At 69.2% G+C, this 25,738-nt stretch carries 25 protein-coding genes; 12 read left to right on the top strand and 13 right to left on the bottom strand.

From position 1 onward, the window contains the following. Positions 1-64: 64 nt before the first annotated feature. Together AB0I35_RS06205 and ppgK are read right to left on the bottom strand one after the other, a co-directional pair. On the bottom strand, positions 65-1,510 hold the full coding sequence (locus AB0I35_RS06205) for an RNA polymerase sigma factor (RefSeq protein WP_357145669.1): 1,446 nt from the start codon (positions 1,508-1,510) through the stop codon (positions 65-67). A 169-nt stretch (positions 1,511-1,679) separates the two neighbouring features. Continuing rightward, positions 1,680-2,438 (bottom strand): polyphosphate--glucose phosphotransferase, encoded by a 759-nt coding sequence (gene ppgK / locus AB0I35_RS06200; RefSeq protein ID WP_357394674.1) that lies wholly within the window; start codon positions 2,436-2,438, stop codon positions 1,680-1,682. Between the two features lie 104 nt (positions 2,439-2,542). Here ppgK and AB0I35_RS06195 point away from each other — a divergent pair, with 104 nt between their 5' ends. Beyond that, positions 2,543-3,433 (top strand): inositol monophosphatase family protein, encoded by an 891-nt coding sequence (locus AB0I35_RS06195; RefSeq protein ID WP_357394673.1) that lies wholly within the window; start codon positions 2,543-2,545, stop codon positions 3,431-3,433. Positions 3,434-3,485: 52 nt separating this feature from the next. Here AB0I35_RS06195 and cei read toward each other — a convergent pair whose 3' ends face one another. Continuing rightward, complete coding sequence (cei, locus tag AB0I35_RS06190; RefSeq protein WP_357394672.1) at positions 3,486-4,169, bottom strand: envelope integrity protein Cei; 684 nt, start codon at positions 4,167-4,169, stop codon at positions 3,486-3,488. A gap of 374 nt (positions 4,170-4,543) precedes the next feature. Here cei and AB0I35_RS06185 point away from each other — a divergent pair, with 374 nt between their 5' ends. Next, a complete protein-coding gene (locus AB0I35_RS06185; RefSeq protein WP_067492847.1) occupies positions 4,544-4,846 on the top strand; it encodes a DUF4193 domain-containing protein in 303 nt (100 codons plus the stop codon). 39 nt (positions 4,847-4,885) lie between these two features. Here the strand turns inward: AB0I35_RS06185 and AB0I35_RS06180 are convergent, their stop codons facing one another. Next, positions 4,886-5,350, bottom strand: coding sequence for a DUF3093 domain-containing protein (locus AB0I35_RS06180; protein ID WP_357395012.1), 465 nt, complete (start codon positions 5,348-5,350; stop codon positions 4,886-4,888). A 144-nt stretch (positions 5,351-5,494) separates the two neighbouring features. On the opposite strand from AB0I35_RS06180, the gene dut reads away from it, so the two are divergent. Both dut and AB0I35_RS06170 read left to right on the top strand, forming a co-directional pair. Continuing rightward, positions 5,495-5,965, top strand: coding sequence for a dUTP diphosphatase (dut, locus tag AB0I35_RS06175; protein WP_357145677.1), 471 nt, complete (start codon positions 5,495-5,497; stop codon positions 5,963-5,965). After that, positions 5,965-6,885 (top strand): DUF3710 domain-containing protein, encoded by a 921-nt coding sequence (locus AB0I35_RS06170; protein ID WP_357394671.1) that lies wholly within the window; start codon positions 5,965-5,967, stop codon positions 6,883-6,885. Before dut ends, AB0I35_RS06170 begins: the two co-directional genes overlap by 1 nt. Here the strand turns inward: AB0I35_RS06170 and AB0I35_RS06165 are convergent. Continuing rightward, entirely contained in the window at positions 6,882-7,610 is a 729-nt protein-coding gene (locus AB0I35_RS06165) for an alpha/beta hydrolase (protein WP_357394670.1), read from the bottom strand. The genes AB0I35_RS06170 and AB0I35_RS06165 overlap by 4 nt on opposite strands. A 73-nt stretch (positions 7,611-7,683) precedes the next feature. On the opposite strand from AB0I35_RS06165, the gene AB0I35_RS06160 reads away from it, so the two are divergent. From AB0I35_RS06160 to AB0I35_RS06150, 3 genes are all read left to right on the top strand, one after another. Beyond that, entirely contained in the window at positions 7,684-8,091 is a 408-nt protein-coding gene (locus AB0I35_RS06160; RefSeq protein WP_067492853.1) for an OB-fold nucleic acid binding domain-containing protein, read from the top strand. A gap of 3 nt (positions 8,092-8,094) precedes the next feature. Next, on the top strand, positions 8,095-8,832 hold the full coding sequence (locus tag AB0I35_RS06155) for a DUF3159 domain-containing protein (RefSeq protein WP_357394669.1): 738 nt from the start codon (positions 8,095-8,097) through the stop codon (positions 8,830-8,832). 128 nt (positions 8,833-8,960) lie between these two features. Beyond that, the gene (locus AB0I35_RS06150; protein WP_357395011.1) at positions 8,961-9,578 is read left to right on the top strand and encodes a sigma-70 family RNA polymerase sigma factor; all 618 of its coding nucleotides are present in this window, start codon (positions 8,961-8,963) and stop codon (positions 9,576-9,578) included. A gap of 7 nt (positions 9,579-9,585) precedes the next feature. Here AB0I35_RS06150 and AB0I35_RS06145 read toward each other — a convergent pair whose 3' ends face one another. Continuing rightward, on the bottom strand, positions 9,586-10,257 hold the full coding sequence (locus AB0I35_RS06145) for a TrkA family potassium uptake protein (RefSeq protein ID WP_067492857.1): 672 nt from the start codon (positions 10,255-10,257) through the stop codon (positions 9,586-9,588). Between the two features lie 3 nt (positions 10,258-10,260). Continuing rightward, positions 10,261-10,926 (bottom strand): TrkA family potassium uptake protein, encoded by a 666-nt coding sequence (locus AB0I35_RS06140; protein WP_067492859.1) that lies wholly within the window; start codon positions 10,924-10,926, stop codon positions 10,261-10,263. 173 nt (positions 10,927-11,099) lie between these two features. Between AB0I35_RS06140 and AB0I35_RS06135 the strand changes: the two genes are divergently transcribed. Together AB0I35_RS06135 and AB0I35_RS06130 are read left to right on the top strand one after the other, a co-directional pair. Then, positions 11,100-13,097: an APC family permease gene (locus AB0I35_RS06135; protein WP_357394668.1), complete on the top strand. Its 1,998-nt coding sequence runs from the start codon at positions 11,100-11,102 to the stop codon at positions 13,095-13,097. A 34-nt stretch (positions 13,098-13,131) separates the two neighbouring features. After that, the gene (locus tag AB0I35_RS06130; protein ID WP_357395010.1) at positions 13,132-14,484 is read left to right on the top strand and encodes a TRAM domain-containing protein; all 1,353 of its coding nucleotides are present in this window, start codon (positions 13,132-13,134) and stop codon (positions 14,482-14,484) included. Between the two features lie 36 nt (positions 14,485-14,520). On the opposite strand, the gene AB0I35_RS06125 is transcribed toward AB0I35_RS06130, so the two are convergent. Both AB0I35_RS06125 and glsA read right to left on the bottom strand, forming a co-directional pair. After that, the gene (locus tag AB0I35_RS06125; protein WP_357394667.1) at positions 14,521-15,186 is read right to left on the bottom strand and encodes an SIMPL domain-containing protein; all 666 of its coding nucleotides are present in this window, start codon (positions 15,184-15,186) and stop codon (positions 14,521-14,523) included. Positions 15,187-15,255: 69 nt separating this feature from the next. Further along, entirely contained in the window at positions 15,256-17,088 is a 1,833-nt protein-coding gene (gene glsA, locus AB0I35_RS06120) for a glutaminase A (RefSeq protein ID WP_357394666.1), read from the bottom strand. A 217-nt stretch (positions 17,089-17,305) separates the two neighbouring features. Between glsA and dxs the strand changes: the two genes are divergently transcribed. Then, on the top strand, positions 17,306-19,201 hold the full coding sequence (gene dxs, locus AB0I35_RS06115) for a 1-deoxy-D-xylulose-5-phosphate synthase (RefSeq protein ID WP_357394665.1): 1,896 nt from the start codon (positions 17,306-17,308) through the stop codon (positions 19,199-19,201). Here dxs and AB0I35_RS06110 read toward each other — a convergent pair. The 3 genes from AB0I35_RS06110 to AB0I35_RS06100 form a co-directional block, all read right to left on the bottom strand. Next, positions 19,198-19,950, bottom strand: coding sequence for a class I SAM-dependent methyltransferase (locus AB0I35_RS06110; RefSeq protein ID WP_357394664.1), 753 nt, complete (start codon positions 19,948-19,950; stop codon positions 19,198-19,200). The two genes, dxs and AB0I35_RS06110, sit on opposite strands and share 4 nt — an antisense overlap. Before the next feature lie 604 nt (positions 19,951-20,554). Next, positions 20,555-21,805 (bottom strand): ribonuclease D, encoded by a 1,251-nt coding sequence (locus AB0I35_RS06105; protein ID WP_357394663.1) that lies wholly within the window; start codon positions 21,803-21,805, stop codon positions 20,555-20,557. 22 nt (positions 21,806-21,827) lie between these two features. After that, positions 21,828-22,466 carry a DUF3000 domain-containing protein gene (locus AB0I35_RS06100; protein WP_084456455.1) on the bottom strand — a complete coding sequence of 213 codons (639 nt, stop codon included), beginning with the start codon at positions 22,464-22,466 and terminating at the stop codon, positions 21,828-21,830. 163 nt (positions 22,467-22,629) lie between these two features. Here AB0I35_RS06100 and hemE point away from each other — a divergent pair, with 163 nt between their 5' ends. Both hemE and AB0I35_RS06090 read left to right on the top strand, forming a co-directional pair. Next, complete coding sequence (gene hemE, locus AB0I35_RS06095) at positions 22,630-23,694, top strand: uroporphyrinogen decarboxylase (protein ID WP_357395008.1); 1,065 nt, start codon at positions 22,630-22,632, stop codon at positions 23,692-23,694. A gap of 181 nt (positions 23,695-23,875) precedes the next feature. Beyond that, positions 23,876-25,225: a protoporphyrinogen oxidase gene (locus AB0I35_RS06090; RefSeq protein WP_357394662.1), complete on the top strand. Its 1,350-nt coding sequence runs from the start codon at positions 23,876-23,878 to the stop codon at positions 25,223-25,225. A gap of 34 nt (positions 25,226-25,259) precedes the next feature. On the opposite strand, the gene AB0I35_RS06085 is transcribed toward AB0I35_RS06090, so the two are convergent. After that, entirely contained in the window at positions 25,260-25,610 is a 351-nt protein-coding gene (locus AB0I35_RS06085) for a VOC family protein (protein WP_357394661.1), read from the bottom strand. Between the last annotated feature and the right edge of the window lie 128 nt (positions 25,611-25,738).

Raw genomic sequence — 25,738 nt, 5'->3', positions numbered from 1 at the left:
GCGTGGGACACAAGAAAAGGCCCGGAACCCTTGTCACAAGGTCCGGGCCTCGTCTCGCGAACGCCTAGTCGAGGTAGTCGCGCAGCACCTGCGAACGGCTCGGGTGACGCAGCTTGCTCATCGTCTTGGACTCGATCTGCCGGATGCGCTCACGCGTGACGCCGTAGACCTGACCGATCTCGTCGAGGGTGCGCGGCTGACCGTCGGTGAGGCCGAAGCGCAACCGCACCACGCCCGCCTCACGTTCGGACAGCGTCTCGAGCACCGACTGCAGCTGATCCTGCAGCAGGGTGAAGCTCACCGCGTCGACCGCGACGACCGCCTCGGAGTCCTCGATGAAATCACCGAGCTGGCTGTCGCCTTCGTCGCCGATCGTCTGGTCCAGCGAGATGGGTTCACGCGCGTACTGCTGGATCTCGAGGACCTTCTCCGGCGTGATGTCCATTTCCTTGGCCAGCTCCTCCGGGGTGGGCTCACGGCCCAGATCCTGGAGCAGCTCGCGCTGGATGCGCCCGAGCTTGTTGATGACCTCGACCATGTGCACCGGAATACGGATGGTGCGGGCCTGGTCGGCCATGGCACGGGTGATGGCCTGACGGATCCACCACGTGGCGTAGGTCGAGAACTTGTAACCCTTGGTGTAGTCGAACTTCTCGACCGCGCGGATCAGACCGAGGTTGCCCTCCTGGATCAGGTCCAGGAACGCCATGCCACGACCGGTGTAGCGCTTGGCCAGCGACACCACCAGACGCAGGTTGGCCTCGAGCAGGTGGTTCTTGGCCCGGTTGCCGTCGCGCACGATCCAGTTGAAATCACGGCGGGTGGTCACCGACAGCTTCTCGCCCGCCTCGGCGAACTCACGCATCTTCTCCGCGGCGAACAGGCCGGCCTCGATCCGCTTGGCGAGTTCGACCTCCTCCTCGGCGTTGAGCAGCGCGACCTTGCCGATCTGCTTGAGGTAGGCGCGGACCGAGTCGGCGGAGGCGGTGAGTTCGGCGTCCTTGCGCGCCTGACGCAGCGCCTCGGATTCCTCCTCGTCCCAGACGAAATCGCCGGAGGCCTTGTCCTTCTCGGTCGGCTCGGTGGTGTCGGCGGCATCGGCGGTGTCGTCGGCGACCTCCTCGACGATGACATCACCGTCGGTGAGTTCGTCCTCGGCGACCTCGAGATCACCGAGATCGTCGAGTTCGATCGACTCGTCGTCGAGCTGCTCCTCGCCCCCCTCGGCCGCGGTCGCCTTCTTGGCCGCGGTTTTCTTCGCCGGGGCCTTCTTGGCGGCAGCCTTCTTCGCCGGGGCCTTCTTGGCAGCGGCCTTCTTCGCCGGGGCCTTCTTGGCAGCGGCCTTCTTCGCCGGAGCCTTCTTGGCGGGAGTTACGGCGTCGTCGGCATCGGCGTCGGCCGAGTCGGCGGTCTGACGGGTATTCGTGGCTACCACGTACGCCCTTTCGTGACGGTCTCGTGCGGCGTCACGCCAGAGTGGTTTCCGGCGGAGCGGTCGGTCGGGTTGCACCGGCGGTGCGTCGGTCGGGTGCTCGCCGGTTCGTTCACCGGCTTGCGCGCGACCGGCTGAGGCCGGAAGGTTTCACCGGCTCACCGCCGGACGTGTTCCATTGTAACGATCCAACCAGGGTACTCAGTGCCACGATGCCCTCCAGGCGTTGCGGCGTCGTCCTCGTGCGTTACGGCGCGATGCCCCCGGCGATAGCCATCGCCGCGCCGACGATACCCGCGGTGTTCTTCAACACGGCCGGAATCACCGGAGTTCGGTTGGTGAGCAACGGTATCCACTGCTCGTGATCGCGGCTGATACCGCCGCCCGCCACGATCACCTTCGGCCAGAAGAGGTTCTCGATGTGGATCAGGGCCGTGCTCACCCGCTGCGCCCACTCCGGGTAGGTGAGGCCGTCGCGGTCCTTGATCGAGGCGGCGGCCATGTGCTCGGCCTCCACCCCCTCGATGTCGAGGTGGCCGAGCTCGGAGTTGGGCACGAGGGTGCCGTTGTAGAGCAGCGCCGAGCCGATCCCGGTGCCGAAGGTGAGCAGCAGGGTGAGGCCGTTCAGGTCGCGGGCGGTGCCGTAGCTGTCCTCGGCGAGCCCCGCCGCGTCGGCATCGTTGAGCACCGTCACCGTCCGCCCGCCGAGCGCGGCCGAGAACAGGGCGCGCGCGTCGGTACCGATCCAGGCGGGGTCGATATTGGCGGCCGTGCGGGCGTGTCCGTCGAGCACCACGCACGGCAGCGTGATCCCCACCGGTCCCTCCCAGCCGGCCAGCGCGACGAGTTCGGCCACCGCCGCCGCCACCGCCTCGGGCGTGGCGGGTCGCGGAGTGGCGATCTTGAGCCGCTCGTGGGTGAGCAGACCGGTGTCGAGATCGACCACGGCCCCCTTCACGCCACTTCCCCCGATATCGATGCCGAATGCGTGCCCCCGAGCGGACATGGATGAACCCCTTGCCTGACGCGGTCGATGTGCCTGACGGTGCCTGACAGAAGAGAGTAGCGGTAGTCACCCGTCGCACGAGCCGCCGCATATGATCCGATGGCGTGGTGCCTCAACACAGTTCCGTTGCCCCCGCCACGACCGCCGCCGACGAACGACTACGCGAGCTCGCCGTCGAACTCGCCGAAACCGCCGCCGCGCATGTGCGCGCCCGCCGACCCGAGGTGTTCGCCGGCGGGGGACCTGTCGACGGTGCCGTGGCGACCAAGGGCCACATCACCGACCCGGTCACCGTGGTCGACACCGAATCCGAACAGCTGATCCGCGACCTGCTCGCCCAGCGGCGCCCCGACGACGCGATCCTGGGCGAGGAGGGCGGCGGCGATGTCGGCGCCACCGCGCCGGGCGCCGTCACCTGGGTGGTCGACCCGATCGACGGGACCGTCAACTTCCTCTACGGCCTGCCCGGGTACGCGGTCTCGGTGGCAGCGGTGATCGACGGCGCCCCGGTGGCGGGCGCGGTGGCCGACGTGGCGACCGCGACCACCTACAGCGCCGTGCGCGGCGGCGGCGCGTTCGCCGTCACCGCCGACGGAACCCGCACGAAACTGTCCTGCACCCAAGAGGATTCGCTGTCGGTGGCACTGGTCGCCACCGGATTCGCCTACGGCACCCAGCGTCGCGCCGACCAGGCGAGGCTGCTCACCGAGATCCTGCCGCGGGTCCGCGACATCCGCCGCCTCGGCGCCGCCGCCATGGACCTGTGCCACGTCGCCTCGGGCCACCTCGACGCCTACTACGAGCACGGGCTCAACGCCTGGGACTGGGCGGCGGGCGCCCTCATCGCCGCCGAAGCGGGCGCGGTGGTGCACGTCCCGCCGGTCACCGTCGGCGGCGCCGCAGGCGAACTGACCTTCGTCGCCGCCCCCGGCATCGCCGAAGACTTCGCCGCCCTCCTCACCGAGACCGGCGCGACGACACCCCTACCCGACTGAGAAGCCGGAGGCCCCCCGGGCCGAGAAACCCGCGGCGCCAGCCGCCGATGTCTCAGCACTTGACGGTGCGGGCGGCGTCGAGGAGATCGGGGTCGATGGAGGACGAGCTGGCGCCGGGGGCCAGGTTCTTCAGCGCGCGCAGGACCGCTTCGGCGTCGGCGCTCGGGCGGAGCGACTCGCCGAAGGCCAGGCCGAGCACCAGGTCGACCGAGTCGTCGGTGCGCGGGTCCTCGATCAGTTCGGCACAGGGCGCGACCAGCTGCACCGAGGCGGCGGCGGGCCTGCCGTTCACGCCGTAGCGGATCTGGCCGGTGCAGTTGAGGTCACCGCTGACATAGACCGGATCGTTACCGACCTGTGTCCCCGGTGCGCTCGCGAAGCCGAGGTCACCGAGCGCGGAGGCGATGTTGCCCGCCTGTCCGCTCTTGCCGTTGGCGTTGAACACCCGCACCTTGGACTCCGACAGCGCCGCCGGGTCCACCTCGTCCAGGCGCGCGGGCCCGACCCGGGTGCCGAGCGGTGCGGGCTTGGGTGCGTTGGTCGCGGTCGGGGTGCTCGGCGCGTTGCACGCCATCGGCTCGTTGTCGTCCTCGCGGGTGCGGAACGCCGCCACCCACACGAACAGGGCCACAAGAGCCAGCACGAGGACCATCGCGAGCCACAGCTCGGGGCGCCGTCGCGGAAAGGGTTTGCCGTCGCGATCGGTCGCGCTGCCTTCGGTGATCAGTGAAACCACGCGCTCACTCTACGAGTCCGCCGTCGATGCGCGAGTGCGGGAGGTCTCGGCGAGTTTCCCGGCAGGTGAAGATTCGTCGTCGGTTTCGTCGCGGCGGGGTTTTGATTGCGACATTTGTCGATAGGTCCGCTATTGTCTGGCCGCCCAGATCGAATAATCACCCGTGAAACGGTGGTCGGTCGCGGGAACAACAAGGGCATGTCCTGCGTTAACCGAACGCTGTCGGAGTAGATCGAGCAACGGTCCACCTGATAGTCGAGCGGTGTACGTGTGAGGTGCACCACCGGCGGGGCGGTCGAGCGCCGTCTCCCTGCGGGGACGTGGCAATCGAACTGATCCGGTATTTACGGAGTAAGGACTGAGGGGAAGACGACATGGCAACCGACTATGACGCACCGCGGCGCACCGAATCCGACGAAGTGTCGGAGGATTCGCTCGAGGAGCTGAAGGCCCGCCGTAACGAGGCGCAGTCCGCCGTCGTGGACATCGACGAGACCGACACAGCGGAATCGTTCGAGCTTCCCGGCGCGGACCTGTCCGACGAGGTGCTCAGCGTTCGGGTGGTCCCGAAGCAGGCAGACGAGTTCACGTGCTCGAGCTGTTTCCTCGTGCACCACCGAAGCAGGCTGGCCAGCGAGAAGGGTGGCGAGATGATCTGCATGGACTGCGCCCTCTGACGCGTTCCACGCGCAGTTGGACGGCTCAGCGTAGACGGGTCAGCCCGCGCTCGGGAGTCCGAGCGCGGCCAAGACCCGGTCGGGCCTGCGCGTGCTGATCAACCAGTACGGCGTCGGGTCGTCCGGGTCCTCGAGGACGAGCAACGCCATCGGCCCGATCCAGGGCCGGTGCTGGACATAGGCGGCGGGGTCGAGCTGACGACCCAGCGCCGCACTCTTGGCCGTCGGTGCGACGGCCGCGGCCCGCGCGACGAAGCTCACCGGCAGGTGGGCGCGGTCGACGCGCAATTCCGCCGTTCCCTCGGGGGTGACTGCCACTTCCAGCCGGTGGCGGCTCATCCACAACAGAATCCACACGGGCACCGGTGCCAGCAGCACATACGGCAACCAGGCCCGCAGCCCGGGCGCGCCCATGTGGAACTCGGCGGCGATCAGCCCGGCGATCGCGAAGCCAACCGGCCACCACCACAGCGGCACCCACAGGCGCTCCCGGTAGGGCGACACGGTGGGCGCGGCGGCCGCGCGGGCGTCGGTGTCTGCGGCGTCGGTGGTCGGAGAATGGGACTGGTCGGGCACGGTTCAAGACTAGGCGATCGTGGCAGGGTCGTGACGCGCTGGTCCGGCTCCGAGCGCGTAGTCTCGACCGATGTGAACGCACTTGCACCGATTCCGCTGCGGCGGCTCGATCCCGGCATCCCTGTGCCGAAGCGTGCCCATCCGGGTGACGCGGGCGTCGACCTCTGTACCACCGAGGACGTGATCATCGAACCGGGTGAGCGGGTGCTGGTCGGCACCGGGATCGCGCTCGCGCTGCCGGTCGGCACGGTCGGCCTGATCCACCCCCGCTCGGGTCTGGCCGCGAAGGCTGGGCTGTCGGTGGTGAACACACCGGGCACGATCGATGCGGGCTATCGGGGCGAGATCAAGGTGTGCCTGATCAATCACGACCCACGCACCGCCGTCGAGCTGCGCCGCGGCGACCGCATCGCCCAGTTGCTCGTGCAACGGGTGGAGCTGGTCGAGTTCGCCGAGGTCGACGACCTGGACGAAACCGTGCGTGGCGCGGGTGGTTACGGGTCGAGCGGCGGGCACGCGAGCCTGACCGGCAAGGAGGCGTAATGGGTCTGTTCGGCAAGAAGAAGCGCGCACCGCGCGAGGACGACGCGGTCTACGACGACGACTACGGCGACGACTACGCCGCGGACGACTACGCCGCGGACGACTACGACGATTTCGCCGACACCGACGACTACGACACCGACGAGTTCCGCCGCCCCGACTTCGCCCACCTCGATTTCGACGACGCTCCCACCGACGAGCGCATCTACGGCAACTTCGACCACGCCCCGGACGCCGCCGCGGGCCCGTACGACATCACCGAAGTGACCGACGACATGATCGCGCGCAGGCTCGATCTGGGCTCGGTGGTCATCCCGGTGCCCGAGGGTGGGCAGCTGCAGGTGGAGATGAGCCCCGACGGCACCCCGCAGGCGGTGCACCTGGCCACCCAGCACGGCAGGCTCACCGTGGCCGCGTACGCCGCACCGAAGTCGGCCGGGCAGTGGCGGCTCGTCGCGGCCGACCTGGCCGAGTCGCTGCGCGGTGACGGTGCGAGCGTCGCCATCGAGAAGGGCCCGTGGGGTCGTGAGGTGAAGGCGGTCACCGAGGGCGCCGATCTGCGCTTCATCGGTGTCGACGGACCCCGCTGGATGATCCGGCTGGTCGCCGCGGGCCCCTCGGGCGCGGTCGACGACCGCAGCCCGCTCATCACCGCCGCGCGAGCGGTCCTGGCCGACGCGGTGGTGCGGCGCGGCTCCGAGCCGCTGCCGGTGCGCGACCCGCTGCCCGTGGTGCTGCCCCAGGAGCTGGCCGAACAGCTCGCCGCCGCCCATCAGCAGCAGGTGCTCGCCCAGCAGCAGGCTATGGCCGCGCAGGCGGCCGCCGCGCAGACCCCGCCCTCGGCGGTGCCCCCGAAGCTGCCCGACGAACCGCGGCGCGGCGCCGACGGCTCGGCGATGCAGCAACTCGGCCTGAATTAGGTTCTCGCCGAGATCCCGTCGGTCGAGAGACGGTGGAGTTCGGTGAACCCGGTGTGTCCGAGGACCGCCGGGTTCGCGCCGAGTTCGTCCAGCGTGATCCGGCACAACCCGGCGGTCGGCAGCGTCGCGGCCCATTCTTCGGCGACGGCGATCGGATGCACCGGGTCGTCGCCCGCGCCGATCACCGCGACCGGGACGGGGCAGGCGGCCAGTTCCTCGACGGTCGGCCAGGAGTAGGCGGCCGCCTCGTCCAAAGCCTGCGGCAGATCGGGCCATTGGCCGCGCCAGGACTGGGTGAGAGCCGCGGCCAGCCAGGCCGGGCTCGAGGCGCGCATGCGGGCGATCACGGCGTCCAGGCCGTCGGCGCGAAGTTGCCCGGCGGTTGCCGAAGCGCTCGACGCGGCGGGGCACGAGGTGGTTTCCGGGCCCGTCCAGGCGGGTAATGCTGTGATGACACCGACAACCGCGTCGCGATGTCCGGCGGCCCACCGTAAGGCGATCGCGGCACCCAGCGAGATCCCGGCCGCCAGGACCGGTCCCCGCGCGGCGGCGGTGTGCAAAGCCGCGGTACAGCTCGCGATCACGGCCTTCGGGTCGGGTTCGACGGCACGGAATTCCAGGCCGTGACCGGCCGCGGCCGGTCCGAATGCACGGGCTGCGAAATCGGCGTCGGAGCCGGTTCCGGGCAGGGCGACCACGGTGACCTGGGGTGGGGTGCGCAACACGGACCGAGCGTAGCGGCCCGGCGTTTGCCCATCTACAGTGGCGTTGAAGGCCAACTAGCGGGAGAAGCGTGCCATGTCGTCATCCACGGGCTCACACAAGTCGGGATCGGGCCCGGACTCGGGATATTTTCGTCGACTCGGACGCCGCCTGACGGCCGATATCGATCAGCTCGACGCCGAGGAACTGGCCGAGACCGCCGACGCCTCGGGCGCCCGGCGAGCCAAGGACTGTTGTCGCGGCGAGGAAGCCACCATCGTCGGCAGGCTGCGCAGCGTAGAGGCGTGTCCGAAGGCGGCCGGTGCCACGGTGCAGGCCGAGTTCTTCGACGGCACCGACGCCATCACCCTGGTGTGGATCGGGCGCAGGCGCATTCCCGGCATCGAACCGGGCAGGCGCATCCTGGTGCGCGGCCGCGTCGGCGACCGCGACGGCCGTAAAGTGATCTTCAACCCCTACTACGAATTGCGCGGGAACAGCTGACGTATGCCCTCCAGCGACGAGTACCGCCACACCGCGGACCCTGAAGCCACCGTTGCCCTGCCGGTCGTCACCGACCACCCCGTCGACCCCGACGTCGACAAGGAGACGGCCGTGGCCGAGCAGACCCTGCTCGAGCAACTCGGCGGCATCAGCGGTCTGATCTACTCCACCCTGCCCGTGCTCGTGTTCGTTCCGGTGAACACCTTCGCCGGGCTCACCGCCGCCATCTGGGCCGCCCTCGGCGTGGCGGCGGGCGTGCTGATCTGGCGGCTCGTGCAACGCAGCCCCGTCCAGCCGGCCATCTCCGGTTTCCTCGGCGTCGGACTGTGCGCGTTCATCGCCCACCGGGTGGGAGAGGCCAAGGGCTTCTTCCTGTTCGGCATCTACACCAGCCTCGTCTACGCGGGCGTGTTCGCGCTGTCGATCCTGTTCCGATGGCCGCTGGTCGGGGTGATCTGGGGCGCGCTCAACGGCCACGGCACCGCATGGCGCGCCGATCCACGGGTGCGCAAGCTCTACGACCTGGCCACCGTCGTGTGGGTCGTCGTCTTCGGCGCCCGCTACCTGGTGCAGTCCCAGCTCTACGACACCGACCACACCACCTGGCTCGCGGTCGCCCGCATCGCGATGGGCTGGCCGCTGACCGCGATCGCCCTGGTGGTCACCGTGTGGGCGGTACGTCGCGCGGGCCACCTGCCCGCCGACAAGTCCGCTGTCGGAAGGGATTCCGCTTCCGTCTGAGGGTGGGCAGGGGTACCGCCGGAGGTGGGGAACTACCCACCCTGGGGTACCTGGTTGCCGCCGCCTGTTCGTCGCACGATCAATGCATACCGAATGACGCAGTGATCGTGAGAGGACCGGCGACCATGATGGCAACCGAGCACCGTGCAAGCGCAGCTTCCAAGCCCGGCTCAGCCCAGTCGGAGAGCAGGCGCATCGGCGCCGAACTCGACGCCCTGATCGGTCCCGCCGCCCGCGACGACCGCGACGCGATCGCCGAGATCCTGCGTCTGGTCCACCCCCTCGTGCGCCGCTACTGCTCGGCGCGGATGGGTGCCACCGGTCACCTCACGGTCACCGCCGACGATGTCACCCAGGAGGTCCTGATCGCCACCGTCGCCGCCATCCCGCGCTACCGTGACCAGGGCAAATCCTTCCTTGCCTTCGTGTACGGGATCGCCGCCAACAAGGTGTCCGACGCCTTCCGCCGGGGCAAGCACACCGCGTATCCGATGGCCGAGATGCCCGACACCGCCAGCACCGAAGCGGGCCCGGAGGACTGGGCGCTCGCCTTCGAACGACGTGCCGCCACCCGCGAACTGATGCAGGTGCTCGCCCCCAATCACCGTGAGGTGCTGATGATGCGGATCGTGCTCGGCTGGAGCGCAGCGCAGACCGCCGAGGCCATCGGCACCAGCCCCGGCGTGGTCCGGGTGATGCAGCACCGCGCGCTCAACAAGCTGCGCGCCCAGCTCGCCGCCGCCTGAGGGCGGCTCAGGGCCGGATGCCGTGCCCGGCCAGGGTGAGCCGCAGGTCCTCCTCGGCCTCCACCGAGGTGACGAACAGCAGCTCGTCGTCGCCTTCGAAGGGGTCGTCGGCCTGGGGCACGATCACCCGGCCGCCGCGCAGGATCGTCACCAGCGCGGTGTCGCGCGGCAGGACCAGGCTGCGCACCGGTTTACCGGCCAGCTGGGTGTCGGCGGGCAGGGTGATCTCGACCAGGTTGGCCTGGCCCTGGCGCAATGTCATGAGCCGAACCAGATCACCCACCGACACCGCCTCCTCGACGAGCGAGGCCAGCAGACGCGGTGTCGACACCGCCACGTCCACACCCCACGACTCGTCGAAGAGCCATTCGTTGCGCGGATCGTTCACCCGCGCCACCACCCGGCGCACCCCGAACTCGGTCTTGGCGAGCAGGCTGTGCACCAGGTTGGTCTTGTCGTCACCGGTGGCCGCGATCACCACCTCGTAGGTTTCCAGCCCGGCGTTCTCGAGCAGCGACAGCTCACAGGCGTCGGCGTGCACCCAGACCGCGTCGGGGATGGCGGGTGGGTCGATGTGGTCGAGCTGGCGTTCCAGCAGCATCACCCGATGCCCGCCACGCAGCAGTTCCCTGGCGATCGAGCGCCCGACGGCGCCGGCCCCGGCAATGGCCACCTTCATGGTTCAGTCCTCGCTCACGGGGGCCTTGGCCGCCAGCGCGACCACCTCACCGACACTGCCGGAGGTCGCCGCGACGTACACCACGTCGTCGGCCTGCACCACCGTCTTGGATTCGGGCAGCAGCCCCCGGCCGAAGCGCAGGATGAACGCCACCCGCACGCCGAGGTCGCGTTCGAGGTCGCGCACGGTGCGACCGAACCAGTCCTCGTGCAGCGTGAGCTGGGTGACGGCCACCGCGCCGGTGGGTTCGCGCCAGGTGGTCGTGGAGTTGTCACCGATCAGCGTGCGCAGGAAACGGTCGGTCGTCCACGGCACGGTGGCGATGGTCGGGATACCGAGCCGTTCGTAGACCTCGGCGCGTTTGGCGTCGTAGATCCGGGCGACCACGCGCTCCACGCCGAACATCTCCCTGGCCACCCGCGCGGAGATGATGTTGGAGTTGTCGCCCGAGGACACGGCGGCGAAGGCGTCGGCACGCTCGATTCCCGCGCGGGTCAGCACATCGCGGTCGAAGCCGACGCCGATCACTTCCTGCCCGGTGAAGCCCTCACCGAGCCTGCGGAAGGCGCTGGGATCACGGTCGATCACCGTGACCTCGTGACCCACCCGGGTCAAGGCGCGGGCCAGCGAAGACCCGACGCGCCCACACCCCATGATCACTACGTACACCGTGCACCCTCGTTCCTTGCCGAACCCGTGGCGTCCGGCTTGGACCGTACCCGCCGGAGCTTCCCCCGCCCAGTTTCCCCCTGGCGAGGCGGCGCAAACAACCTCGACATCCCGGTCCACGCCCAGGTCACGTGAGCGCGAACACATCGATGATCCCGTCTATGCTCAGCCCGGTGTCCAAGTTGACGACGGCGGCCAAACGCGTGCTGCTGGGCAGGCCCTTCCGCAGTGACTCGCTCGGCCATACCTTGTTGCCCAAACGGATCGCGCTTCCGGTGTTCGCCTCCGACGCGATGTCCTCGGTCGCCTACGCGCCGGAGGAGATCTTCCTGGTGCTGGCGGCGGCGGGCATCTCCGCGTACATGTACGCACCGTGGGTCGGTCTCGCCGTCGCGGTGGTGATGGCGGTGGTCGTCGCCAGCTACCGGCAGAACGTGCGCGCCTACCCTTCCGGCGGCGGCGACTACGAGGTCGCCACGGTGAATCTCGGCCCCACCGCCGGGCTCACCGTCGGTAGCGCCCTGCTCGTCGACTACGTGCTCACGGTGGCGGTGTCGATCTCGTCGGCCGCCTCGAACATCGGCTCGGCCATACCGTTCGTCAACACCCACAAGGTGCTGTTCGCGGTCGTCGCGATCGCGGTACTCACGGCCATCAACCTGCGCGGTGTGCGCGAATCGGGCACGGCCTTCGCGATTCCCACCTACGCCTTCATCTTCGGCATGTTCGTGATGCTCGGCTGGGGCCTGTTCCGGACCTACGTGCTCGGTGACGACATCCAGGCCGTCTCCGCCGGTTTCGGGCTCCAGGCCGAGGACGAACACCTCTACGGCCTGGCCTTCGCCTTCCTGATCGCGCGCGCGTTCTCCTCCGGCTGCGCGGCGCTGACCGGTGTCGAGGCGATCAGCAACGGCGTGCCCGCCTTCCGTAAACCCAAGTCGCGCAATGCCGCGACGACCCTGCTGATGCTGGGAACCATCGCCGTCGTGCTGCTGATGGGCATCATCATCCTGGCGCAGAAGATCGGGGTCGTCTACGCGCACGACACCTCGAACCTGGTCGGCGCGCCCGCCGATTACCACCAGAAGACGCTGATCGCCCAGATCGCCGAAACCGTCTTCCACGGCTTCCCCATCGGCTTCTTCTTCATCACCATCGTCACCGCCCTGATCCTGGTGCTGGCCGCCAACACCGCGTTCAACGGTTTCCCCGTACTCGGTTCGATCCTCGCCCAGGACCGCTACCTGCCGCGTCAGCTGCACACCAGGGGCGACCGACTGGCGTTCTCCAACGGCATCCTGTTCCTCTCCGGTGCCGCCATCGCGTTCGTGGTGCTGTTCGACGCCGAGGTCACCAAGCTGATCCAGCTCTACATCGTCGGTGTGTTCGTGTCCTTCGTGCTGAGCCAGACCGGCATGCTGCGGCACTGGACCCGCCTGCTGCGCAAGGAGACCGACCCGCAGGAGCGGTCGCGGATGAAGCGCTCGCGCGTCATCAACGCCATCGGTCTCACCCTCACCGGGACGGTGCTGGTGATCGTGCTCATCACCAAGTTCTTCGCGGGCGCCTACATCGCCATCATGACAATGGTCGCGATCTTCATCGTGATGAAGCTGATCCACAAGCACTACGACTCGGTGGCCCGCGAACTCGACGAATCCGATTGGGACGGGGTGCTGCCCAGCCGCACCCACTCCATCGTGCTGGTGTCGAAGCTGCATCTGCCCACTCGCCGGGCCCTGGCCTACGCGCGGGCCACGCGACCCGACACGCTCGAGGCGGTGACGGTGAACGTCGACGACGCCGACACCCGCAAGCTGGTGCGCGAATGGGAGAACAGCGAGATCAACGTGCCGCTCAAGGTGGTCGAGTCGCCGTATCGTGAGGTCACCAAACCGGTGCTCGAGTATGTGAAGCGGGTCCGCAAGGACGCGCCGCGCGACGTGGTCACCGTCTTCATCCCCGAGTACGTGGTCGGCCACTGGTGGGAGCAGGTGCTGCACAACCAGTCGGCGTTGCGGTTGAAGGGCCGGTTGTTGTTCGAACCGGGTGTGATGGTGACCAGTGTGCCGTGGCAGTTGTCGTCTTCGACGCGGGCCAAACAGGCGGCCGAGGTGAACGCACCGGGTTCGGTGCGTCGCGGGTTCGACCGGCCGGAGCGGCGCGAGTGAGCGTGCCCGGCCGACAACGGAAGTGGGTGTGGCTGTGAGTGATTGGCACGGACAGGAATTCGAGGTGCGCCTCGGTGCGCCCGGACACGGCGGGTTCTGCGTGGGCCGTCACGAGGGCCGGGTGGTCTTCGTGCGGCACGGACTGCCCGGTGAGCTGGTGCGCGCCCGGGTCACCGAGGACCGTGGTGGTTCGTTCTGCCGCGCCGACGCGGTGGAGATCATCGAGGCCTCCGCGGACCGGGTGCCCGCGACCTGTCCGGTGTCGGGGCCGGGTGGGGCCGGGTGCTGCGATTTCTCCTTCGCCACCCCGGCCGCGCAGCGCGCGCTCAAGGCGACCGTGGTGGCCGAGCAGTTGCGCAGGCTGGCCGGGGTCGAGCGTGAGGTCGAGGTCGAACCGATCGGTGACGAGGTCGTCGGTGGCTGGCGCACCCGGGTGCGCCTGGTGGTCGACGCCGCCGGTCGCGCGGGCGTGCACCGGTACCGCAGCACCGAGGTGATCCCGGATCTGCGCTGCCCACAGCCGGTGGCGGGCGCACTCGACGGCGTGGCCGAGCGGTCCTGGACACCGGGCGCCGATCTGGTGGTCGCCGTGGACGGTGACGGCGTCCGTCATATCGTCGAACTGGCTCCGGCCGCCGAGGCGGACCGTGCGGGCACCAGGCCTGCCACCCCGCGTGGCGGTAGTCGGGGGCGTGGGCAGCGACCCGCGCGGCACCGCGAATCGGGTCGCCCCGCCGCCGACGAACGCGGTGCGGTGCGCGACCGGGCCGCCGCCCGCAAGTCGGCGACCAACGCGCCGCGCGAGGAGTGGGTGATGGCGGGCAGCGGCCGGGCCGTCGAGTATGTCGCCGGCCGCCGCTGGGAATTGTCGGCCACAGGTTTCTGGCAGGCGCATCACGGTGCGGCGCAACGTTATTCGGATCTGGTTGCCGAATGGTCGGGGTTGGAACCGGGCGGTTCGGGCTGGGATCTCTACAGCGGTGTCGGTGTCTTCGCCGCGCGGCTGGGGGAGCAGACCGGGCAGACCGGTGCGGTGTCGGCCGTGGAATCGGCTCGGTCCGCCGTCGCCGACGGGACGGCCGCACTGCGCGACCTGCCGTGGGTGCAGTTGCACGCGGGCCGGGTCGAACGCTGGGCTCGCGAGGCCACGACCACCCCCGACGTGGTCGTCCTCGATCCGCCTCGCGCGGGCGCGGGCAAGGAGGTCGTGGCCGCCGTCACCGACGCCGACCCACGCCGGATCATCCACATCGGTTGCGACCCGGCCTCTTTCGCCCGCGACCTCGGGTTGTACCTCGACGCGGGCTACCACCTGGCCGAGCTGCGTGCCTTCGATGCCTTCCCGGTCACCCACCACGTGGAATGCGTCGCGCTGCTCGACCGCTGAGAACCCGAGGATCGCACCGACCCGGTTCCACCGCGGCTATTCCAGCGCCCAGGTCACCCGCACATTCGCGCCGACCTCGGTCTCGCCGGGGACGACCGGCACCGGAGAACTGCTGCGCGCGAACATGATCGGTGAATCCATCTCGGCGCTCACGTCGTAGGCGCGGGGTGTGGGTGAGGTGTCCTCGGTGATCTGTAGCACCGCACCCAGGCGCACACCCGCGCGCGCCGCGTACTGCTCGGCCTTGGCGAGCGCGTCGTCGTAGGCGGCGTCGCGGGCCTGGACCAGCAGTGGCGCGGGATCGGCGATGCCGCGGGTGAGTCCGCCGAGGCGCACGTCGTCGCCGCCCGCGTTCACCGCGGCGGCCACGGTCTCGGCGGGTTCGGTGCCGCTGCCCTCGCGCAGCGCGATGCTGAGTCCCGTGGACGCGAGGTAGCCGACGATCTCGTTGCGCCCGTTGTCGGTGTAGACGGTCTCGGTGCGCACACTGAGACCGCTGGTCGCCATGTCGCTGTCGCGCACCCCGGCCGTGCGCAACGCGGCGACCACCGCGTTCACCCGTTGACCAGCCCGGTCGTAGGCGCCCGCCACCGTGGCGGCGCGCGATTCCACCGTCAGGGTGACGCGGATGAGGTCGGGGACCGCGCGCACCGTGCCGCGTCCGAAGGTGGTGGTGCTCGGCTGTGGGGATCGTTCGCTCACCGCTGCTCCTGTCGGTCGAGGGCTGTTGTGCAGCCCAACGTCTCGCATCGCCGGAGGGTTCCGGTCCGGTCAGTGACTGCCGGAGATGGTGCGGACCGTGGCTTCCATCTGGGCGTACGCGCCGGCCGCGAGTCGTTGCAGCAGGGCGAGTTTGAGCTTCGGACGCACCTCGGTGAGCGAGTCGAACACCGCCGGGCTCAGTACCGCCACCCGGACCTGGGTTTCGGCGATCACCGCGTTGACGAACGGTTTGCCGACCAGCATCGGTATCTCGCCGAACGACATCCCCGCCGACAAGGTCACCAGCCGGTGCGTCCGCCCGTCGGTGCCGGGGAAGGTGAGCCGCACCCGCCCGTCGAGAATCAGGTACAGCCCCGAGCGCTGATCGCCGCGTTCGGCGATCGTCTCGCCTCTGGCGAAGGTTCGCGCGCCGAAATCGGCGGCCAGCCGGGCGCGCTCGTCGGGATCGAGTTCGGCCAGCAGCGGGTGCTCGTCGAGGGCGATCGAGGTGGTCGAGTGTGTGCCCGGTGGACGGTGCCGGGCGAGCACGATGTTCTCGCACCATTCGGTGGCGGTATCGCGATCGATGAACACCCGCCCGCGTGGATCGTCGGGCCGCAGGCTCGACACGTCGTGCCCCAGCTTGGCTTCGGGATCGACCAGCGCCACCCGCACCCCGGCCGGTACGAGCTCGGCCTGCAACGCGTCGATCATCCCGCGTGCCACCACACTCACCTCGCCTACCCGGCGCAGGTCGATCGCCAGCGCGTCGAGTTCGCCCGCGGCGGCCTCGATGGCCCGGACCGCCCGTTCGGCGCCGGAGAACAGCAGGTCGCCGTGCAGTTCGTAGACGCGGGCGCGGTCACCGTGCGCGGCGAGCACAGCGGCGTCGCCGGGGGAGCGCCGCATGCGGGAGGGCAGTTCCGACACCGAGTGCTCGGCGCGGATGGCGGTGCGCGCGGACCGGGTCACGTGACAGAAGTGCAGTTCGAGCCGCCGTGACAGTTCCCGGCATGCCGCCACACCACGCACACTGTTGCCATGACCGTCCAGGCGCGGCGAGTACACCGAGATGCCGAGCTGCCCGGGCAGCACCGCGATGATTCCGCCGCCCACCCCGCTCTTGGCGGGCAGCCCCACCGTGGTCACCCAGTCGCCCGCCGCGTTGTACATGCCGCAGGTGGTCATCACACTCAGCACCCGTTCGGTCAGTGCTGTCGACAACGCCCGCTCGTGGGTGGCCGGGTTCACGCCGTTGTCGGCCAGCGTCGCCGCCATCACCGCCAGGTCGGCACACGTCACCTCGATCGAGCATTGGCGGAAGTAGCGGTCGACGACCGCGTCGGGGTCCACGTCGATGATCCCCACCGAACGCAGCATGTACCCGATCGCCCGGTTGCGGTATCCGGTGCGCGATTCCGACTGGTACACAGCGTCGTTCACGCGCAGCTCGCGTCCGGCGAAGCGCGAGTAGCAGTCCCGCACCCGTTCGAACTCGTCGGGACCCTTGATCAGCGAGGCGGCGGTGATCGCCCCGGAGTTGATCATCGGATTGCTCGGGCGCTGGGTGTCGGGTTCGAGCGCGATCTCGTTGAACGGTTCGCCCGAGGGTTCCACATCGATGTGGCGGGCGACTTCGTCGAGCCCCCGGTCGGCCAGGGCGAGTGCGTAGGTGAACGGCTTGGAGATCGACTGGATGGTGAACCCGACATCGGTGTCGCCGACCCGGTAGACCAACCCGTCGGCGGTGGCAAGGCGCAGCCCGAAGGAGTCCGGTGCGACGGCGGCGAGTTCGGGGATGTAATCGGCGGGCGCGCCGGAGGTGTCGTCTCGGCAGGCCGCGTACACCTCGTCGAGAATGCCCGCGACCACCCCGGGATCGATCCTGTTCGGTTCGGCCACAGCGTCACTGTAGGGGGCATTGACAACGGTTCCCTGGCTGACGCGCGGGGAGATCGTGCTCACACATCGTGCCCGTCAGCCGGGGGTGTGCCCGCTGGTCGGCAGGTCGTCCCGGCTACCGTCGGACAGTGTCCGACACCGGTCGGGGGCTTTCGCCCGCGGCCCGGCCAAATACACTGGGCGGATCAATCGCCAAGTCCGGAGGGAGCGAGTTCAGGTGGGAGTGCTGTCGCGGGTGGAATCACCCGAAGATCTGCGCCGGCTGAGCGTGCCGCAGCTGCGGGAACTGGCGGACGAGATCCGCGAGTTCCTCGTGGCGAAGGTCGCCGCCACCGGTGGTCATCTCGGTCCCAACCTGGGTGTGGTCGAGCTGACCATCGCCCTGCACCGGATCTTCGATTCCCCGGCCGACCCGTTGATCTTCGACACCGGCCACCAGGCCTATGTGCACAAGATCCTCACCGGCCGCAAGGACCGCTTCGACACGCTGCGCATGCGCGACGGCCTGTCCGGCTACCCGAGCCGCGCCGAGAGCGAACACGACTGGGTGGAGTCCTCGCACGCCTCGGCCGCCCTGTCCTACGCCGACGGCCTGGCCAAGGCGTTCTCGCTCACCGACCAGAACCGCACCGTGGTCGCCGTCGTCGGTGACGGCGCGCTCACCGGCGGCATGTGCTGGGAGGCGCTCAACAACATCGCCGGTGCCGACCGCCCGGTGGTGGTCGTCGTCAACGACAACGGCCGCTCCTACGCCCCGACCATCGGTGGCCTCGCCGACCGGCTCACCGCCCTGCGCACCCAGCCGGCCTATGAGCATGCCCTCGACACCGGGAAACGTCTGCTGAAAAGCATTCCGGCCGTGGGGGATTCGGCCTACTCGATGGTGCACGCGCTCAAGGCCGGGATCAAAGACGCCGTGAGCCCGCAGGAACTGTTCGGCGATCTGGGCATGAAGTACGTCGGCCCCGTCGACGGCCACGACCTGGTCGCGCTCGAGGCGGCCATGCGCCGCGCCAAGGATTTCGGCGGCCCCGTCGTGGTGCACGTGGTCACCCGCAAGGGCAACGGCTACGAGCACGCCGAAAACCATGTCGCCGACCAGATGCACGCCTGCGACCCCATCGACCCGCTCACCGGTCGCCCTTTGGCGGGCAAGAAGGCCAAGGGCTGGACGGCGGTGTTCTCCGAGGAGCTCATCGAGCACGCCGCGCGCCGCGACGACATCGTCGCGATCACCGCCGCCATGCCCGGCCCCACGGGTCTCGCCGCGTTCGGTGAACGCTTCCCCGAGCGCATGTTCGACGTCGGCATCGCCGAACAGCACGCGATGACCTCCGCCGCCGGCCTCGCGCTCGGCGGCATGCACCCGGTGGTCGCCATCTACGCCACCTTCCTCAACCGCGCCTTCGACCAGTTGCTGATGGATGTGGCGCTGCTGAAACAGCCCGTCACCGTCGTTCTGGACCGCGCGGGCATCACCGGTCCCGATGGTGCCAGCCACAACGGCATGTGGGACTTCTCGCTGCTCGGTATCATCCCCGGCATCCGCGTGGCCGCCCCCCGCGACGGCGCCACCCTGCGCGAGGAACTGGCCGAGGCGCTCGCCGTCACCGACGGCCCCACCGTGCTGCGCTTCCCCAAAGGCACTGTCGCCGAAGACATCACCGCTGTCGAACGCCTCGACGGCCTCGACATCCTCCGTCTGGCCGTGCCCGGCGCGGGCACGGTGCAGTCCCAGCACGGTGACGTCCTGCTCGTCGCTGTCGGCCCCTTCGCCGACACCGCCATGCGCGTCGCCGAACACCTTGCCCCCCAAGGCATCTCGGTGACCGTGGTCGACCCCCGCTGGGTCCTCCCGATCTCCGACACCCTGGTCAAACTCGCCGAGAACTACCGCCTGGTCGTCACCCTCGAAGACGGTGGCCTGCACGGCGGCATCGGCTCCACCCTCTCCGCCCGCCTGCGCGCCGCAGGCCTCGACGTCCCCACCCGCGACCTCGGCGTCCCCCAGCAGTTCCTCGACCACGCCTCGCGCCCCGAAATCCTCGAGGACCTGGGCCTCACCCCCGAAGCCATCACCCAGCGCATCACCGCCTGGCTCGGCGCCCACTAATTCCTTCGCCTGGTGACGACCGCGAAGTTCAACGCGATTCGCGGTCGTCCGGGTGGCAATGTCCAACCCTGTTCGCAGGCAACGAGTTCCGGGAAGGCGGGCCAGTCCATATAGGGCAGCTCCCGCACCGCCTCGATCGCCAGTCCCGCGTCGAGCAGTGCTCCCACGACCTCACCGAGATCGTGTCGCCATTCGTGATTGGTGGTGTGGGTGATCTGCCCGGCGGAATCCTCGGTGTAAGTGCCCGAATCCGTGTACGTCCTCGTCCCGCCCCCACCGAGGTAGTCGTCGGAGATTTCCCACGGCTCGAACCCCATCGCGCCGAGAATCGGATGATCGTCCCGGATCAAGAACACTCCACCCGGCTCCAGCAGATCGTGGATCGACCGAGCCCAAGCCGAGAGCTCCGGCAACCACACAATGGTTCCCGCACTCGTCACCACGGTGTCGAACCGCCGCCCGACCAGCTCCGAAGCCCGCCGCGCATCCCCTTCGACCCAGGTGATGCCACACCCCGCGTCCCGCGCGATCCGCTCCGCGTGCCGCAACGAATTCGGCGACAGATCCAGCCCGTGCACATCCACCGCACCGAGCCGCACCCACGACAAGGTATCGATCCCGATATGACACTGCAGATGCAACAACGACCGCCCCACGATCCCGGACTTCGGCAAGTGCGGCGCCAGCACCCCCAGGTCGTTGCGCACCACCGACGAGATCCGCCCCGAATCCGCCAGATAAGCATCCACGTCATACATCCGCGACCGAACATGCACCTCGGCCCGCTCATCCCAATTCGCCCGATTGTTGGCGATCGCCTCTTCGTACACAACGATTCCTCTCGACAGTCGACACCCGACACTAGCCACGAACAAGCGCCCCGTCGATCCATTTTTCGCACAGTGCTTTACGTCTTATCGAGAAAAGAACAGAGAACGCCTATTGAATATTCGACTCAACTTCGTTCACCATGTCGGATGTCCGACGAGGATGCGTCATGAGCAGTGAGAACCTAGGGGACGAGGGACGTGGAAGAATTGGAATTTCCCGGAGTCGAGAATCGGGAACGGTTTGTGGAATTTGCGTACGCAGGTTATCGGCGACCCCGATGCTTTCGAGAATGTAACGATGCCGCGATTTCTGGAAGCTCTCGCGGCGTTCGTGGAAGATCGTCAAAGTATTCCTGTCGGAATCGATTGGAACTTCCTCGCGCTACTCTTGTATGCCGGACTGAACTTCGAGTGAATCGCGGTCGAAAGGCGAGATTCGGTGGATCGGACGCGAGCGCAGCTTGGTGGACTACCCCGTCACCCGCGGCTCGCGGCGCTTCACGGCTGCGTCTGGCGAACTGAGCTAGTCGACCTCGGGCGTCAGCGCTTTGGTCAGCGCCGGGACGGCGAGGGTTCGTTGCCATGGTCGTGCCCCACCCGCACGCAGGAACTCCTCGATCGCGGCGGAGAGCTCTTCGGGGGTGCCGACGTTCTTGTAGTCGGGCAGCCCGTCCCAGCACAGGCGACGCACCAGATCGGGGGAGAGCAGGTTCTCTACCGGGATGGAGTGTTCGGTGGAGAGTTCGCCCATGGCGTTGCGGGCGGTGGTCAGGCGGGCGGCGGCGATGGGGTCGCGGCGTTCCCAGCGGTTGACGGGGGGTGGGCCGTCGAAGGGGAGGGTGAGGGGTGGGAGTTGTTTGTCGGGCAGGGCGCGGGCGCGGTCTACGGCGGCGAGCCAGTCGCGGGAGTAGCGGCGTTGGCGGGGGCCGCCGAAGACGGGGAGGGTGCGCAGTTGGGCGATGGTGCGTGGGTCGTTGGTCGCGGCGGCGACGATGGCGGAGTCGGGGAGGATGCGGGAGGGGGCGACGTCGCGGGCGCGGGCCAGTTCGTCTCGGGTGGTCCACAGTTCGCGGACGACGGCGAGCTGGCGGGGGCGGCGCAGGGTGTGGATGCCGGAGGTGCGCCGCCAACGGTCGGCCTTGGGGGCGGGCGGGTCCATGGTGCGGACGTGTTCGAATTCCTCTGCGGCCCAGTCCATTTTGCCCTGGGCGGCGAGGTCTCCGGCGACGGTGTCGCGTAGTTCCAGGAGGAGCTCGACGTCGAGGGCGGCGTAATTGAGCCACTCGTCGGGCAGCGGTCGGGTGGACCAGTCGGCGGCGCCGTGGCCTTTGCGCAGGGAGCGGCCGAGCAGGTTCTCCACCATGGCGGCCAGGCCGACGCGCTCGTAGCCGGCCAAGCGGCCGCCGAGCTCGGTGTCGAAGAGGCGGGCGGGGCGCAGGCCGAGTTCGGCGAGGCCGGGGAGGTCCTGGTCGGCGGAGTGCAGTACCCATTCGAGGTCGTTGATCGCCTCGGCCAGCGGGGTGAGCGCGTCGGTGACGGGGATCGGGTCGATCAGGAAGGTGCCCGCGCCTTCGCGGCGGAGCTGGATCAGGTAGGCGCGCGCGGAGTAGCGGAAACCGGACGCGCGTTCGGCGTCGACGGCGAGCGGGCCGGTGCCCGCGGCGATGGATTTGGCGGCCGCGGCGACCTCGTCGGGGGAGGCCAGCACGGGTGGAACCCCCTCGGCGGGGGCGAGCAGGGGCTCTGCTGCGGTTGGTTCCTCGGCGACCGACATAAACGTGAACTCTACGTGGCGATCACGGTCTGTCGGTGTGGGTATAGGAGTCCGGCCGTAAATGCGTGATTCCGGCGGGGGGTAATCCGGCGGCGAAGGCGAGCACTTCGCAGAACGCCTCCACGTGACGGCGCATCTCGGTGTTCATCGCCGTCCACGACGCGCGTAGCTCCAGCTGGTGGGCTCGGGGTGGGCCGGCGATGTCGCCGTACCGCACCGAACTGGTGGCGGTGACGGTGCCACCGAGGGCGGTGAACGGTTCGCCGCGCGACTCGAGGGAGTCGACCAGCCAGCTCCACGCGACCTCCGGGAGCAACGGGTCGGCGGCGAGGGCGGCGTCGATGTCGGCCTGGATGTAGGCGACCAGCCGGAACACGCCGTGCCAGGCCTCGTCCCCGTCGGGGTCGTGGAGCAGGATCAGCCTGCCGAAGGCGTCGCCCTCGGAGTCGGTCGGCACGACCGGGCTGTCGGGGTGCACGACCTCCGCCCCGAGCGCATAGGAGAACGGCGCCAACCGCTGTGGGGGGCGGATAGGCGCCAGCTCGATTCGAGGGTGCACGGTTGCGGTGCCCATCGCATCGACCGCCGCCCGGAAAGAAGCAGGCTCGCGGGGCGTTCCCCCGGTCGGTGCGGCGCCGTCGCGGATGTCGAGCGGTGTCACGAGGGCAACCGTAGACGGTGGGTGTGCGGGGCGTGCGGAGGCGCGCCGCCTACGGCGGGCCGGTCGGGGGTGCGTTGCGGAGGGTGCATTCCGGGGCGCTTCGCGATGCGCGATGTGCGATGCGACCTCACCCCGCTGCTGGGGGGAGGGTCGCCCGCCTAGGATCATCGTGGTGAGCACCTACACCCGCCGCCGGTTGACCGATGCCCCTTTCCTGGCCGCCGCCACCGGCGCGACGCCGAGCAGGCGACCGGTCTGGTTCATGCGTCAGGCAGGCCGTTCGCTGCCCGAGTACCGTGAGCTGCGCAAGGGCATCGGCATGCTCGAGTCGTGCTTCGACCCGGAACTGGTGTGTGAGATCACCATGCAGCCGATCCGTCGTCACGGGGTTGACGCGGCGATCCTGTTCTCCGACATCGTCGTTCCGCTCAAGGCGGCGGGCATCGACCTCGACATCGTGCCCGGGGTCGGCCCGGTGATCGCCTCGCCGGTGCGCACCGAGGCCGATGTGCGCGCATTGCCGAGGTTGCGTCCGGAAGAGGTGGGCGCGGTCACCGCGGGCGTGCGGCTGCTCACCGACGCACTCGGTGACACCCCGCTCATCGGTTTCGCCGGTGCCCCGTTCACGCTGGCCTCCTACCTGGTGGAGGGCGGCCCGAGCAAGCAGCACGAGCGCACCAAGGCGATGATGCACGCCGACCCGCAGACCTGGCACGCCCTGCTCGGCGCCCTCACCGACATCACCATCGCCTTCTTGCAGGCCCAGCTCGCCGCGGGTGTCGACGCGGTGCAACTGTTCGATTCGTGGGCAGGGGCGCTGTCGCTGGCCGACTACCGCGAGTTCGTGCTGCCGCACTCGGAACGCGTGTTCGCCGAGATCGCCGACGCGGGCGTGCCGCGCATCCACTTCGGGGTGGGCACCGGTGAGCTGCTCGGCGCGATGGGTGAGGCCGGTGCCGATGTGGTCGGTGTGGACTGGCGGGTGCCGCTCACCGACGCCGTGCGTCGGGTCGGTGCCGGAAAGGGTCTGCAGGGCAACCTCGACCCGGCCATCCTGTTCGCCGGATTCGACGCGGTCGAGGCGGAAGCGCGGCGCATCGTGGCGGAGGCGGACGAGGCGATCACGCTCGGCGCGACCGGTCATATCTTCAACCTCGGTCACGGGGTGCTGCCGGATACCGATCCCGGTGTGCTCACGGCGCTGGTCGAACTCGTGCATTCGCTCTGAGATATCCGGCCGAGGCCCCTGCCTGACGAGCTCGTCTCTCGCGACCGTCGACTCGACGGGCGCCGCTCAGAGCCGCGATTGCGGTCGCGCATAAAATTTGCTTCCGGCGCTCGACGTGACGCTGCTGACACAGCGCGGGTGCGTCTCGTCGGCGCATCGCGCTCACGGCTACGGTCGGAGGATGCGGATCGCGGTTGTCGGGGGCGGAATCAGCGGGCTCGTCGCGGCGTACCGGTTGCGGCAGCGCCTCGGTGAGAGCGCCGATATCGTCGTGCTCGAGCAGCGTGGGCGGGTCGGTGGGGTGCTGCACACCGGTCAATTGGCCGGGGAGCCACTGGATCTCGGTGCTGAGGCGTTCGTCGGGCGCAGGCCCGAGGTGATCGAGTTGATGGGTGAACTCGGCCTCGACGATCAGCTGGTGCGACCCGCCGGGAAACGTCCACTGGTGTGGGCAGGGGGGAGTGCGCACCCGCTGCCGGGGCGGACCTTGATGGGTATTCCGTCCGATGCCGAATCGCTGCGCGGGCTCGTCGACGACGAAACCCTGCACCGGGTGGCGAGCGAGCCGGAGCGGCCGCTGCGCTGGGAACCCGGCTCGGACGTGGACGTGCAGTCGCTGGTCGCCGAACGGTTCGGTCGACAGGTCGTCGAACGCAGTGTCGATCCGCTGCTCGGCGGGGTGTACGCGGGGGTCAGCGCATCGATCGGCATCCGTGCGGCCCTGCCGACGCTGGCAGCTGCCCTCGATCAAGGCGCATCGAGTCTCACCGACGCGGTTCGGAAAGCGATGCCCGCACCCAGCTCCGCGCCGGTCTTCGGTGGACTCCGCGACGGATACGGCGCCCTGCTCACCGCACTGACCGAGGCGTCGCGTGCCCGCTTGGTGACCGATCTCCCCGCGACACGGCTGGCTCGCTCACCCCGGGGTTGGGTGGTCGACCCGCTGGGCGCTGTCGACGCGGTCGTCCTCGCGACGCCCGCGCCGGTCACCGCCCGGCTGTTGCACTACGTCGCCCCCGACGCGGCTGCCCTCGCGGACGGGATCGAACTGTCGTCCTCGGCGCTCGTCGCGATGGCACTGCCGAAAGATGCTGCGCTGCCGGATAACTCGGGCATCCTGGTCGCCACCGGAGAACCTTTGCGGGCCAAGGCTTTCACTCTGTCGAGTCGTAAGTGGCCCCACCTGGCTGCCCGCGATGTCGCGCTGGTCCGCGCCTCGTTCGGCCGCTTCGGCGACGAGAAACCTCTCACCTGGACCGACGATGAACTCCTCGCCGCCGCCGTCGAGGATCTGGGCACCGTCACCGGCACCACGATCACCCCGCTGGCCGCGATGGTCCAACGCTGGCCCGGCGGCCTACCCCAGTACGCGCCCGGCCATTCCGAACGGATCGAGGCCCTCGAAGCGGCGATCGCCCCGCTCGAAGGTCTCGGCCTCGCGGGCGCCTACCTGCACGGAGTGGGGGTGCCGGCTTGCGTTGCCACGGGCACTGCCGCCGCCGAACGCGTCGCGCACAGTGTGGGTCACTGACACGGGAAGGCAGTGCGGTTCACGACGTCTGCGGCTAGTGGTGCTGGGCGATATTGATGACGTTCCCGTCGGGTGCGCGGACGAAGAAGCGGGTGATTCCCCATGGTTCGGTGGTCAGTGGGTGGACGATCTCGAATCCTCGCCGCTGCGCCTCGGCCAGCGCGGCCTCGACGTCGTCGACTTTGACCGTCACGACCGGATTCTCCGGTGCGCTCGCGTCCCGTGTGACGACCTGCAGATGCGCGCCCGTCTCGGGTGAGGTGAACCGCGCGACCCACCCGAGGTTGAACTCCTCGTCGCCGAGGCCGAGATAGTCCGCGTAGAAGCTTCGGGCGGCGTCGATATCGGCGACGGCAAGATCGGCGACCACACTGATCACGCGCATGAGTTCCTCCTGCGGGGTTGTCGGTGACAGCGCGACGCTACGCCGTCCGAAGGCTGCGGTCGACGCGAACAGCGTGGGAGTGCACACCGAACGCGGCGTGTCTTGCGCCGTCGGCGATAGCGCTCGTG

Origin of the sequence: Nocardia sp. NPDC050378 (genome assembly GCF_040655675.1) — a bacterium.
Taxonomy (GTDB): domain Bacteria; phylum Actinomycetota; class Actinomycetes; order Mycobacteriales; family Mycobacteriaceae; genus Nocardia; species Nocardia coubleae.
Note: the sequence above shows the minus strand (reverse complement) of the source record. Positions and strands in the feature narration are given on the sequence as shown.